This window comes from Corynebacterium sp. S5S1, assembly GCF_001913985.1.
In the GTDB taxonomy this organism is placed as follows: Bacteria; Actinomycetota; Actinomycetes; order Mycobacteriales; family Mycobacteriaceae; genus Corynebacterium; species Corynebacterium marquesiae.
Genome location: NZ_MKXT01000042.1, coordinates 1 through 11,681 on the forward strand (window position 1 = coordinate 1; position 11,681 = coordinate 11,681).

Consider the following 11,681-nt stretch of genomic DNA (forward strand, 5'->3'; position numbering starts at 1 on the left):
ACAAGAAAGACAACGAACTCAGCCCCCAACGGGGCAACTAAAAACGAAAAATCTCGAGACACCGACCGGAACGATGTCTCGAGACTTCACATTGTGCCCGAGGGGGGACTTGAACCCCCACGTCCGTTAATAGGACACTAGCACCTCAAGCTAGCGCGTCTGCCATTCCGCCACCCGGGCAGGGTGTTTATCAGCCTCTCGGCTGGGCACTCCGATACTGTATCCTGCTCGAGGCTTGCTTTACAAATCGCCTGCGTGTGGCGTGAAAAAGCTACCGTTAGCGGCGTGTGGAAATACATGGTTGTAAGTCTGGTTGGGGGCTTTCCACATGTGCGGCAAAATTTATGCAGGCTGCGGAGGTTACACCACATCGACATCGGCTTGTGAGGTGGGGTACAAATGGGTCTATGACTTCTTACGCAGATGATTCCCGCTTTCCTGGTCCAGATCCTTACGCACCGCTGCGCGATGTCCCGTCCTTCGTTCTCTCGTCCACTGATGTGGTGGAAGGAGACGAGCTCCAGGAGAAGCTCCGCGCCCCAGAGAGCGTATCGCCTCAGCTTGCGTGGTCCGGACTGCCGGAAGGCACTAAGTCCCTGGCCGTGACCTGTCTCGACCCGGATGCGCCAACGGCTTCTGGTTTCTGGCACTGGGCGGCGTTCAATATCCCCGTTGAGGTAAGCGAGCTGCCTACCAATGCCGGTGCCGCCGAGGACTTGGGGATTGACGGCGTCATTAGCTTGCGCAACGATTCGGGCGAGCGCACCTACTTCGGTGCAAACCCGCCTGCCGGCCACGCCCCGCACCGCTACCTCTATGCCGTCCATGCAGTCGACGTAGAAAAGCTCGACATCGACCCAGATGCTTCGCCGACCGTGCTTGGGTTCAACCTGCATTTCCACGCTCTCGGCCGCGCCATTTTGTGGGGCTGGTACGAGGCGAAGTAATGGCGAGTAGCTCTACTTCACCGCAGCCTAGTCCGCCGACGGCGCTGCGGGTCGGCGGCGCCTTCATGGTGGTCGCATTCGTGCTGGTGCTCTTTGCGCTAATCTCCGTCTTCACGGATGGTTGGGGTGCCGATTTCGAATGGACGTATTCCAAAGTGGCGATTATTGTCGCCGCGGTCATCGTCGGGGCCTTTAGCACCATGAGCAAGAGTCAGGCGGGAAGCCGCGCGCAGGTTACAGCATTGGTCATCGCTATTGTGATCATTGCAGCAAGCCGCTTTCTGCCCGGCGATACCCTATTCACTCAACCACAGTTTTGGGTCGTGTTCTACGCCGGCTTCGCGGTGTTGTGCGCACTGGTCCTCAAGCGCAGCGCCATGTCGCAGACCTAGTCAACACCGAAGAAACAAAGGGTCCGCCTACTTCCTCTGCGTGCAGCAGGAGAAGTAGGCGGACCTTGTGTTGAGCAACCTTGGGTTGGACTAATCCAAGGGCTTCCAAGGAAGACCGGAGCCAACCGCCTGGGAAATATTGCTCATACCGTGGGCACGGATTTGAGCGGCAATGCCGCGGTGAATATCGCGGATCCAGTCCGGACCGCCGTAGATGAGACCGGTGTAGCCTTGCAGCAGGGAAGCGCCGGAAGTGATGCGTTCCCATGCTTGCTCCGGCGTGGAGATGCCGCCCACGGAGATGAGGGTGAGCTGGCCGCCGACTCGCTCATTGAGGCGGCGCAGTACCTCTAGGGAGCGCTCGGCTACCGGAGGGCCGGATACGCCACCGGCACCCATCTCCTTTACCTCGGCGGCTGGGGTCTTGAGTCCCTCGCGGGAAATGGTGGTATTTGTCGCTACGATTCCGTCGAGGCCGAGTTCGAGGGCTAGGTCTGCCACTGCGTCAACGTCGGCATCCGAAAGATCTGGGGCAATTTTCACCAGCACCGGAACCGCGGTGCATTCTTGCACGGCGGAGAGAATGGGACGCAGCGATTCCACTGCTTGCAGGTCGCGCAGGCCCGGGGTATTCGGGGAAGAAACGTTGACCACCAGGAAATCTGCCAAGTCGCCCAACACCGACGCGGAGCGGCGGTAGTCTTCTACTGCATGCTCGGCAGGAGTGACTTTGGTTTTGCCAATATTGATGCCAATGACATCCCTGTAGCGACGCTTGCGTAGGTTTTCTGCGGCGGCTGCTGCACCTTGATTATTAAAGCCCATCCGGTTCAAGATGGCCTTATCAGCCTTCAGACGGAAGAGCCGCGGCGCAGGATTGCCGGGCTGTGCTTGGGCGGTGACGGTGCCTAACTCTGCATAACCAAAGCCAATGGGAGTCCACGTATCAGCAGCCGCGGCGTTTTTATCGAATCCGGCGGCAAGTCCCAGCGGGCGGGGGAATTCTACACCGAAGACCTCTTGGCGCAGCACTGGATCGTTGACCGGCAGGATCTTTGCCAAGGCGCGGTTGATGGGGCCGGCAGCTTGGAGTCCGCTCAAGGCGGTATTGATGATCTCGTGTATCCGCTCCGGACTGAGCTTGAACATGCCGCGCAATGCAAGCTGGTAGGCCTGCGCGCGCAATTGGTCAATAGTGCTGGTCATCTTCTTAAGACTCCTTCTTCAGGTGCGGGGCGTCCACGAACTGCAGCCCGTGGCCGGTGGCGGAGGCGGCGACAAAGGTGCCGTCGCCAAGCATGGCAATATTTTGCGCATCCGGCACGGTCGAGAGATCTCCGCGCAGCTCTGGGACGCCTTTGGCAATCTCAAAGGCATAAGCCTTATTGGTATCGGTGGCGCTCACCCACGCCAGATTGCGCTTATCGTCCCAGGCTACGCCCCATGGGGTGCCCTCTACGTTGCCGTATTGATGCAGGCGGACCACGTCATCGGAAGTGTAGACGGCCAAGCGGCCGCCCTCGGTATCGGAGGCGAGGACCACTCCGTTTTCGCCCACCGCGATGCTGCCGACTCCCTGGCCAACGCGCAGTCGGCCGCCCGCGCGATCATTCGTCCAGTCCACGTTTTGGATAGTGGAATCCTCTCGGTGGATGCGCACTACTCCGTCATCGCCTGAGGAATTGGGCACGGCCAATAGCTGGTCCGAGCCGGCTTCCACCTCAATATCTCCGTCGCGCTTTCCGTCCTTATAGATGCCTACCGTGGTGGAATCGGCCGAGGTGGCAAAGATCTCGCCGCTGGATAGCTGGGTGGCGGCGGTAACTGGGGAGTCCTCCTCCATGTGGATCTCCTGGGGAGAATCCGGGGATGCAGGATCCATGAGGAGAACCTTATCTGGGCAGGCGAGGACAAAACCCGACTCCGAAGAACTGAGGTCACCACACTCCGCAGAAATGTCTAGCGAGGTAGCCTTCTTCTCTTCAAAATCCTTCTGGTTACCGATAAGAAGCTCGTCTTTGGTGCGCACTGCCAGCGAGTCATCAAAGGCGGCAAGGTCAGTGATATCTCCCTTAAGGTCGACCACGGTGCCTTCCGGATCCGCCTTGGCCGGGGAGGCCGCTGGGGTGGCATTGCCCTTGACCGCGGTCTCTGGATCGGCGCCCACGCCCACTTCGGGCTGGCAGGCGGCCAACGCGGTGGCGCTAAGCGCCAGCAAACTGGAAAGGATAAGTGCGGAGCCAGATTGAGATTTCACGGCTACTAATCCTAACAGCGCGTGTTGTAAAAACTCGAAGCCCAGCGCGGCTGTAGTGTGAAGCGGGTGATTTCTAATACCGCAACTGACGCTGTTTCTTGGGCGCAGGTCATTGTTTTGTCCATCGTGCAGGGGCTTACCGAGTTTCTTCCGGTAAGTTCCTCCGGTCACCTGCGCATTGTTTCCGAACTTTTTTGGGGCAACGACGCCGGCGCGTCCTTCACCGCAGTTATCCAGCTGGGTACGGAGCTGGCTGTGCTGGTCTATTTCGCCCCAATGATTTGGCAGATTCTCTCCGGCTGGTTCCGCGGCTGGGCCGATAAGTCCTCTCGTGGCCAGGACTGGCGCATGGGGTGGATGGTCATCGTGGGTTCCATTCCCATCGGCATCATCGGCTACGCATTCGAGGATGCGATTCGCGGCGCCCTGCGCAACCTGTGGATTACCGCCGCAATGCTCATCCTCTTCTCCTTTGTCTTCATCGCTGCAGAAAAGATGGGTAAGAAGGAGCGCGGCTTTGAGGAGCTAACCATGAAAGACGCCATTGTTATGGGCCTGTGCCAATGCTTGGCGCTTATTCCGGGTGTTTCTCGCTCCGGCGGCACCATTTCTGGTGGTCTGTTCCTGGGGTTGGACCGCGAGGTAGCCACACGCTTTAGCTTCTTGCTGGCCATTCCAGCTGTGCTGGCTTCGGGGCTTTTCTCGCTTCCCGACGCCTTTTCTCCCGAATCCGGCCAAGCAGCCTCCGGCCTGCAGCTTCTGGTCGGCACTGGCATCGCTTTTGTACTGGGCTACGCCTCCATTGCGTGGCTACTAAAGTTCGTGGGCAACCACTCCTTCTCTTGGTTCGCCGCTTACCGCATCCCCGTCGGCGTGCTCGTCATGATCCTCTTGGCATTGGGAGTCCTGCAGCCGCTCTAAGGCACACCGCGTTAGTATGGTGGCTATGCATTCTTGGCCTATACCTTCCTTCCGCCCTGTGCCGGGTGATGCGGCGCAGCTGCGCTTGTACGATTCTGCGAACCAAACCATCGCTCCCGTAGAGGTCGCAGGGGATACCGCCACCATGTACGTGTGTGGAATCACGCCCTATGACTCCACCCACTTGGGCCATGCCGCCACGTACCTAACCTTTGACCTTATCTACCGTGCGTTCCTGGATGCCGGGAAGAAGGTTCACTACGTCCAAAACATCACTGACGTCGATGATCCGCTATTCGAACGTGCCGAACGTGACGGCGTGGATTGGCGTGAGCTCGGCACTTCTCAAATTGATCTCTTCCGTTCCGATATGGAGTTGCTCTCTGTTTTCCCACCGCAGGACTATATCGGCGCCATGGAGGCCATCGATGAAATCGTGGAAATGGTGCAGAAGCTTCTCGACGCCGGAGCGGCCTACGTCGTAGACGACCCCGAGCACCCAGATATCTACGCCTCCGTCGAGGCCACCGAGCGCTTTGGTTATGAGTCCAATTACTCTGCCGAAGAGATGCGCACGTTCTTTGCTGAGCGCGGCGGCGACCCTGACCGCCCAGGGAAGAAGAATCCGCTCGACGCACTCATCTGGCGCGCCCACCGCGAGGGCGAACCAGCCTGGGAGTCGCCCTTTGGGCCTGGTCGCCCGGGGTGGCATATTGAATGTTCCGCCATCGCTACCAACCGCTTGGGTTCTTCCTTTGATATCCAGGGTGGCGGCAGCGACCTGAAGTTCCCGCATCACGAGTTTTCCGCCGCCCACGCAGAGGCTGCCCTACGAGTAGACCGCATGGCACAGTTCTATGTGCATACCGGCATGATTGGGCTCGAGGGCGTCAAGATGTCTAAGTCCTTGGGCAATCTCGTCTTCGTTCACAAGCTCGTAGAAGCGGGTGAAGAGCCCTCCGCTATCCGCTTGGGCGTCTTCTCCGGTCATTACCGCGACGAGCGCGACTGGTCCGACGAGGTGCTCGCCGCCGCTAAGCGCCGCCTCGCCGCATGGCGGGAGGCCTTGGCGCAGCCGGGAAGCATGGCAGGGGCCGAAGAGATCGTCGCCAAGCTGCGTGCCGCAATCGCGAACGACCTTGATACCCCGGCCGCGCTCGCTGCCGTGGATGAGTGGGCAGAGGCCGACCGTGGCACGGACGAGGACGGCGCGGCCGATTTGGTTCGCACCGCACTAAATTCGCTCCTCGGCGTGCAGGCTTAGGCAAGATAGGGCAGTATCTACAGCATGAGCATTCGCGCTGATTTCCAACCCACCGTAGATGAGTTCATTAGTGACCTGAAGTCCTTCGCCACCGGCGATTACCTCAAGGAAGATGAAAAGGAGTTCTGGGAGGCACCGTTTGACGCCAACGTCCTCCCAGAACTGCGCGGCCACCTTGAGCAGATGCTCGATGGGCTGGATGCTCTTCCGGACGATCCTGACGGACCGCAGTTGGTCACCGTCTTGTCCAAGACCGTTCGTACGTTGGCAGATTTTAATCGCGCTCAGCACGATGCCGTTCTCGAGCCAGAGGAAAAGGAAGAGCTCTCTGAGCTTATCTACAACGCCAGCGCGGCCACCGGAGCAGACGACGAAGCCCTGTCGCAGATTCCGGAACTGGACTTTTAGATCTGACCCTTGCGCCTTAGTAAGCGCCAGCTGGCATCAACTGCGCAGCTGGCTCTTGCCGCCGTGTGCCCACAGCGCGGACGGCGAAACTATTTCCTTCCCGACAGAGAAAGCTAGCTTTATTCTTGTGCCGCACCCCACCGCCGCTTCCAGCCAGACTAAGCCCGCCGCCATCTTCTGGGATATGGATGGTACCCTCACCAATTCGGAGCCTCTCTGGGCGGAGGCAACATTTTATCTTTCAGAACTGCTGGGCAAGCGGCTTACTCCCACCCAACGCCTAGCTACTGTGGGCGCAACCTTTGATACCACCTTGGTAATCTGCGCGAATAATGCGGGGGTGACGCTGCAACCCGGTGACAGCGAGCGTTACCGCGCCCGAATGTTTGACTATGTCAAGGTCCTTTTTTCTCGTCAGCTGGAGATTTTCCCGGGAATCCCTGCGCTGCTTCAGGAACTGAAAGCCGATGGCGTGCCCATGATGGTCACTACCAATACAGAGCGCAATGTCGCTGACGCTGCTATCGATTCTTTGGGGCGGCATTATTTCGTCGATACTATCTGCGGGGATGAGGTTCCTGCCGGCAAACCAGCGCCGGATATGTACCGCGAGGCCGCCCGCCGCATTGGAGCAGATCCCGCGGATTGCTTAGTTTTCGAAGATTCCGCAACCGGTATGCGCGCCGCAGTTGATGCCGGCTGTGCGGTTATCGGTTTGCCCGAAGGTGATCAGGTTGAGGTACCGACCGAGGTCACCGAAATTTCTAGCCTCCGCGATTCGCGGCACCTCGCGGGAGCTAAGGCCACTGATGTCTATGAGTGGTTCGCTAAGATTTCGGTGCGGCAATAGAAATTTAGAGTTCCCCTACATTCTCTAACTACCTGTGGAACAATAGGTAGGCGTGAAGAACTTTGAGACTCTTTTTACGGAATTAGCCGAGAAGGCCGACCAGCGTCCAGCTGGTTCTGGCACCGTTGCTGCGCTGGATAAGGGCGAGCATTTCATCGGTAAGAAGATCATCGAAGAAGCCGGGGAGGTATGGATCGCCGCTGAATATCAGTCCAACGATGAGCTGGCGGAAGAGATGTCCCAGCTGCTTTATTGGACTCAGGTCATGATGCTTAAGCGCGGACTTACCCCTGAAGACCTTTATAAGTACCTCTAGGCAACACCCCACAGGATGGAAGGAACCGCATGATCAAGATAGCTGTCCCCAATAAGGGCTCGTTATCAGAAGCCGCCGTGGAGATCCTTGCAGAGGCCGGTTACAAGGGCCGCGGGCATTCCAAGGCGCTCAACGTAGTGGATTCCGATAACGGGGTCGAGTTCTTTTTCCTGCGACCGAAAGATATCGCCATCTATGTCGCCCGCGGGGTCTTAGACTTAGGCATTACTGGCCGGGACTTGGCGCTTGACTCTAAAGCGAACTTTGATGAAGTTTTGCCGTTAGGCTTCGGTGGCTCCACGTTCCGGTACGCAGCGCCGCAAGGGGAGGAGTGGGATATCTCTCAACTGGCTGGGCGGCGGATTGCGACGTCGTACCCCAATCTTGTCCGCGCAAACCTCGCCGCACAGGGAATTGAGGCCGATGTTATTCGATTGGACGGGGCCGTAGAGATCTCCATCCGGCTCGGGGTTGCCGATGTTATTGCTGATGTCGTGTCAACTGGTACTACTTTGCGCCAGCAAGGATTGGCGCCGTTCGGGGAGCCGATCATTGAGTCTGAGGCGGTAATTATTAAGCGCACAGGGGTAGAGGTCACTGAGGAAGAGCAGGTAGTTCTCGACCGCATTCAGGGAATTCTGCACGCTCGCACTTATCTAATGATCGACTACAACATCGCTCAATCCAACCTCGACGCAGCCGCTGGTATTACTCCAGGATTGACCGGTCCTACGGTGTCGCCGTTGGCGCGTGAGAACTGGGTGGCAGTGCGAGCGATGGTTCCGAAGAAGCAAGCTAACCAAGTCATGGACCGACTTTCCAAACTTGGCGCGGAAGCAATTTTGGCTTCTGATTTACGTATCGCCCGCTTTTAGGGGAGGGATTTTTCTGGGTCGGCCCAAATAGATTCAGTCGCGGCTAACATTAGCGGTTGAGGTTACTCATTCGAATATAAGTCTCGACAGGCAAAGGAGCCGAGCCATCATGGCAAAGTCCTCTAAGAAAGAAGAAAAGGTCACCAAGTCTGCAGCAAAGGACGTGAAGAAGAAGGAAGCTGACACTTCCACTCACGCCGCACAGCAGAAGGTGGCCGAGCAAAAGGCACCGAAGAACTCCAGCAAGAAGACTCGCACCGAGACCGACCTTCTTGGTTCTTTGGAGGTACCCGCTGACGCTTACTACGGTGTGCACACCGTACGCGCGATGGAGAATTTCCAGATCTCTTACGTGACCATCAACACCATCCCGCACTTCATTCGCGGCATGGTCCAGGTCAAAAAGGCGGCCGCCATGGCAAACCGCCGCCTGCACGTACTGCCCAAGAAGAAGGCTGAAGCCATCATCTGGGCCTGTGACCAGATCCTAGAAGAGGGTCGCTGCATGGATCAGTTCCCGCTGGACGTCTTCCAGGGTGGTGCTGGTACCTCGCTGAACATGAACACCAACGAGGTTGTTGCCAACCTCGCACTGGAGTACCTCGGTGAGGAGAAGGGCTCCTATGACATCATCAACCCGAATGATGATGTGAACATGTCCCAGTCCACCAACGATGCTTACCCGACCGGCTTCCGCTTGGGTCTGCACGCAGCAGTTGATCACCTCATTGAGCGCATGGATGGTCTGCGTGCCGCATTCCAGGTCAAGGGCAATGAGTTCCAGGACATCCTGAAGATGGGCCGTACTCAGCTTCAGGATGCTGTTCCGATGACCTTGGGTGATGAGTTCAAGGGCTTTTCCAATAACCTGAACGAGGAGCAGGCATTGCTGCGCGATGCACAGCGCCGCCTGCTCGAGATCAACCTGGGTGCAACCGCAATCGGCACCGGTGTGAACACCCCGGCTGGCTACCGTCACCAAGTCACCGCAGCCTTGTCTGAGGTCACCGGCCTGGAGATGAAGACCGCTCGCGATCTCATCGAAGCAACCTCTGACTGTGGCGCTTACGTGCTGCTGCACGCCACCATCAAGCGCGCAGCAATGAAGCTTGCCAAGATCTGTAATGACCTGCGCCTGCTGTCTTCCGGTCCACGCGCTGGCCTGGCTGAGATTAACCTGCCTGCCCGTCAGGCCGGATCCTCCATCATGCCGGGTAAGGTCAACCCGGTTATCCCGGAGGTTGTAAACCAGACCTGCTTCAAGATCTTCGGCAATGACCACGTCGTCACCATGGCCGCTGAGGCAGGCCAGCTGCAGCTCAACGTCATGGAGCCAGTCATCGGCGAAGCACTGTTCCAGTCCATTCGCATCATGGGCAACGCCGTCGATGCTCTGCGTGAGAAGTGTGTCACTGGCATTACCGCCAACGCGGATGTGTGCCGCGCCTACGTGGAGAACTCCATTGGTATCGTCACCTACCTGAACCCATTCATCGGCCACCACAATGGTGATCTGATTGCTAAGGAGTCCTTGGAGACCGGCAAGGGCGTCAAGGAACTCGTCCTGGAGAAGGGGCTGCTGGATGAAGCAACCTTGAATAAGGTTCTGTCCGTAGAAAACCTCATGCACCCAGAGTTCCGAGGCCAGCTCTTCATCGACGAGGACTAAGCCCACAACTCTTAAGGAGCAGCAGGGCATAGCGCCCGCGCAAAAGGCACCCCGCAGTCGCCGCCACTTTTACTTCACTGGGATGAAAAGCAGGCGGAGGCTGCGGGGATTTTGCATGATGGGGGAGCACCATTCGAATTAATCTTTTACGGCCCTATCCAGGAACAATGCACCTTAAAATACCGGTCATTTTATAGCGAAATCCTTAGTTTATGTGGGAATCAACACAAACAGGCATTTTAAATGAATAAATCACCACAGCGGGTGCAAAATAGAAGATGTTGAGGACGGCATGCACTCTTATAGAGATGCGTGCCCGTAGTTTGCATAGAGAGCGTATGGAGTACGTCCATGGTTATTGTTCATATAGTCATCGTTCTCGCCGCTATCGTTTTGGGCGCGAGAATTGGATCAATTGGCATCGGCATGGCCGGCGGACTCGGTGTGTTGGCACTGGGGCTCACCGGCGTTCCCATTACTAGGGAAGACATCCCCTTCGATGTCATTGGCATCATCATGACCGTCATCGCTGCTATCGCAGCAATGCAGCGAGCTGGCGGTATGGACTATCTGGTGCACATTGCGGAGAAATTCCTGCGCAAAAACCCAAAGCGGATCACCTTCTACGCGCCAGTTGTTACGTGGCTAATGACGGTTCTTGCCGGCACTGGTCACACAGCGTTTTCCACGCTGCCTGTAATTGTCGAGGTGGCCAAAGAGGGTAAGGTTCGCCCTTCACGTCCGCTGTCCATCGCGGTAGTTGCCTCTCAGATGGCAATCTGTGCTTCGCCTATTTCGGCAGCTGTGGTGTTGCTTGCTAGCCTGCTGGAGCCAACTGGGGTGGGCTACTTGCAGGTACTGGCGGTCGTTATCCCGGCAACATTCCTGTCTATTTTCCCAGCTGCATGGATTGCTAATAAGTTTGGCAAAGAGCTTGAAGATGATCCGGTTTACCTGGAGCGCAAGGCACAAGGCTTGGTCAAGGAACCACTCGGCGCAGCGAACTTTTCGCCGCAGAAGGGTGCCAAGGCGTCTGTTCTCGTGTTCTTGGTAGCCATCGTCATCGTGATGGCGTGGGCCACCCTGACCTCGGAGCAGGTAGGTCTTATCGCTGAGCCGACCCTGCCGCGCAATGAAGCCATTATGACGGTCATGCTCACCGCAGCCACCATCATCGTTATGATGACGAAGGTCCCAGCGGGAGATGTTTTGAATACCCCGGTCTTTAAGTCCGGTATGTCCGCATGCATTTGTGTGCTGGGCGTGGCTTGGCTGGGCACCAGCCTCATCAACCACTACATGGACGATATTCAGTCTATGGCCGGCAGCATTATTGAGTCTTCGCCGTGGCTGCTCGCAGTGGTGCTATTCTTCGCTGCAGCGTTGCTGTATTCGCAGGCAGCTACGACCAAGGCCCTTATGCCGGCAGCCCTTGCTCTGGGAGTAAGCCCCATTACCGCAATCGCTGCCTTCCCGGCGGTGTCTGCACTGTTTATCCTGCCAACCTACCCAACGTTGCTGGCAGCAGTAGAAATGGACGATACCGGCTCGACTCGTATTGGCAAGGCCGTATTCAACCACCCATTCCTGATTCCAGGTACGGTCAGCATCGTGCTCTCGGTCCTCTTGGGCTATGCATTCGGTTTCGTCCTCCTATAACTAAAGGAGGATAAAACCAACCCTGGGCGTGCTGTCAAGGGGTGAATGCGCCACTTCGACCGGGAGGTAGTTGTGACGCGTTGGACTCCGAAGGATGTTAAGGATGCTGCTGTTGAGCGCGTG

General features: G+C 57.4%; 12 protein-coding genes and 1 tRNA gene. 10 read left to right on the forward strand and 3 right to left on the reverse strand.

The window, feature by feature from the left end:
• Positions 1 to 94: 94 nt before the first annotated feature.
• Positions 95 to 180, reverse strand: a tRNA-Leu gene (locus tag BKN05_RS10940).
• Positions 181 to 407: 227 nt separating this feature from the next.
• Here BKN05_RS10940 and BKN05_RS10945 point away from each other — a divergent pair.
• Together BKN05_RS10945 and BKN05_RS10950 are read left to right on the forward strand one after the other, a co-directional pair.
• Positions 408 to 947 (forward strand): YbhB/YbcL family Raf kinase inhibitor-like protein, encoded by a 540-nt coding sequence (locus BKN05_RS10945; RefSeq protein ID WP_286688655.1) that lies wholly within the window; start codon positions 408 to 410, stop codon positions 945 to 947.
• Complete coding sequence (locus BKN05_RS10950; protein ID WP_286688656.1) at positions 947 to 1,339, forward strand: hypothetical protein; 393 nt, start codon at positions 947 to 949, stop codon at positions 1,337 to 1,339. The genes BKN05_RS10945 and BKN05_RS10950 overlap by 1 nt, the downstream gene beginning before the upstream one ends.
• Positions 1,340 to 1,429: 90 nt before the next feature.
• Here BKN05_RS10950 and BKN05_RS10955 read toward each other — a convergent pair whose 3' ends face one another.
• Together BKN05_RS10955 and BKN05_RS10960 are read right to left on the reverse strand one after the other, a co-directional pair.
• Positions 1,430 to 2,545 carry a quinone-dependent dihydroorotate dehydrogenase gene (locus BKN05_RS10955; RefSeq protein WP_286688657.1) on the reverse strand — a complete coding sequence of 372 codons (1,116 nt, stop codon included), beginning with the start codon at positions 2,543 to 2,545 and terminating at the stop codon, positions 1,430 to 1,432.
• 4 nt (positions 2,546 to 2,549) lie between these two features.
• Entirely contained in the window at positions 2,550 to 3,596 is a 1,047-nt protein-coding gene (locus tag BKN05_RS10960) for an NHL repeat-containing protein (protein WP_286688658.1), read from the reverse strand.
• A gap of 66 nt (positions 3,597 to 3,662) precedes the next feature.
• On the opposite strand from BKN05_RS10960, the gene BKN05_RS10965 reads away from it, so the two are divergent.
• From BKN05_RS10965 to BKN05_RS11000, 8 genes are all read left to right on the forward strand, one after another.
• Positions 3,663 to 4,517: an undecaprenyl-diphosphate phosphatase gene (locus BKN05_RS10965; protein WP_286688659.1), complete on the forward strand. Its 855-nt coding sequence runs from the start codon at positions 3,663 to 3,665 to the stop codon at positions 4,515 to 4,517.
• A 25-nt stretch (positions 4,518 to 4,542) separates the two neighbouring features.
• Positions 4,543 to 5,781 carry a cysteine--1-D-myo-inosityl 2-amino-2-deoxy-alpha-D-glucopyranoside ligase gene (mshC, locus tag BKN05_RS10970; protein WP_286688660.1) on the forward strand — a complete coding sequence of 413 codons (1,239 nt, stop codon included), beginning with the start codon at positions 4,543 to 4,545 and terminating at the stop codon, positions 5,779 to 5,781.
• Between the two features lie 24 nt (positions 5,782 to 5,805).
• Positions 5,806 to 6,189 (forward strand): hypothetical protein, encoded by a 384-nt coding sequence (locus BKN05_RS10975; RefSeq protein ID WP_198493056.1) that lies wholly within the window; start codon positions 5,806 to 5,808, stop codon positions 6,187 to 6,189.
• A 184-nt stretch (positions 6,190 to 6,373) separates the two neighbouring features.
• Positions 6,374 to 7,039, forward strand: coding sequence for an HAD family hydrolase (locus tag BKN05_RS10980; protein ID WP_225747382.1), 666 nt, complete (start codon positions 6,374 to 6,376; stop codon positions 7,037 to 7,039).
• Positions 7,040 to 7,091: 52 nt separating this feature from the next.
• Complete coding sequence (locus tag BKN05_RS10985; protein ID WP_198493055.1) at positions 7,092 to 7,355, forward strand: phosphoribosyl-ATP diphosphatase; 264 nt, start codon at positions 7,092 to 7,094, stop codon at positions 7,353 to 7,355.
• Positions 7,356 to 7,384: 29 nt separating this feature from the next.
• The gene (gene hisG, locus BKN05_RS10990) at positions 7,385 to 8,230 is read left to right on the forward strand and encodes an ATP phosphoribosyltransferase (protein ID WP_225746941.1); all 846 of its coding nucleotides are present in this window, start codon (positions 7,385 to 7,387) and stop codon (positions 8,228 to 8,230) included.
• 109 nt (positions 8,231 to 8,339) lie between these two features.
• Positions 8,340 to 9,899, forward strand: coding sequence for an aspartate ammonia-lyase (aspA, locus tag BKN05_RS10995; RefSeq protein ID WP_225746942.1), 1,560 nt, complete (start codon positions 8,340 to 8,342; stop codon positions 9,897 to 9,899).
• Positions 9,900 to 10,250: 351 nt separating this feature from the next.
• On the forward strand, positions 10,251 to 11,558 hold the full coding sequence (locus BKN05_RS11000; RefSeq protein WP_286688661.1) for an anaerobic C4-dicarboxylate transporter: 1,308 nt from the start codon (positions 10,251 to 10,253) through the stop codon (positions 11,556 to 11,558).
• Positions 11,559 to 11,681 lie beyond the last annotated feature (123 nt).

What these genes read in the sequence shown, in the direction of transcription:
- BKN05_RS10945 (WP_286688655.1), top strand. Translation starts at nt 408, where the DNA reads ATGACTTCTTACGCAGATGATTCCCGCTTTCCTGGTCCAGATCCTTAC.
- BKN05_RS10950 (WP_286688656.1), top strand. Translation starts at nt 947, where the DNA reads ATGGCGAGTAGCTCTACTTCACCGCAGCCTAGTCCGCCGACGGCGCTG.
- BKN05_RS10955 (WP_286688657.1), bottom strand. Translation starts at nt 2,545, where the DNA reads ATGACCAGCACTATTGACCAATTGCGCGCGCAGGCCTACCAGCTTGCA.
- mshC (WP_286688660.1), top strand. Translation starts at nt 4,543, where the DNA reads ATGCATTCTTGGCCTATACCTTCCTTCCGCCCTGTGCCGGGTGATGCG.
- BKN05_RS10975 (WP_198493056.1), top strand. Translation starts at nt 5,806, where the DNA reads ATGAGCATTCGCGCTGATTTCCAACCCACCGTAGATGAGTTCATTAGT.
- BKN05_RS10980 (WP_225747382.1), top strand. Translation starts at nt 6,374, where the DNA reads ATGGATGGTACCCTCACCAATTCGGAGCCTCTCTGGGCGGAGGCAACA.
- hisG (WP_225746941.1), top strand. Translation starts at nt 7,385, where the DNA reads ATGATCAAGATAGCTGTCCCCAATAAGGGCTCGTTATCAGAAGCCGCC.
- aspA (WP_225746942.1), top strand. Translation starts at nt 8,340, where the DNA reads ATGGCAAAGTCCTCTAAGAAAGAAGAAAAGGTCACCAAGTCTGCAGCA.
- BKN05_RS11000 (WP_286688661.1), top strand. Translation starts at nt 10,251, where the DNA reads ATGGTTATTGTTCATATAGTCATCGTTCTCGCCGCTATCGTTTTGGGC.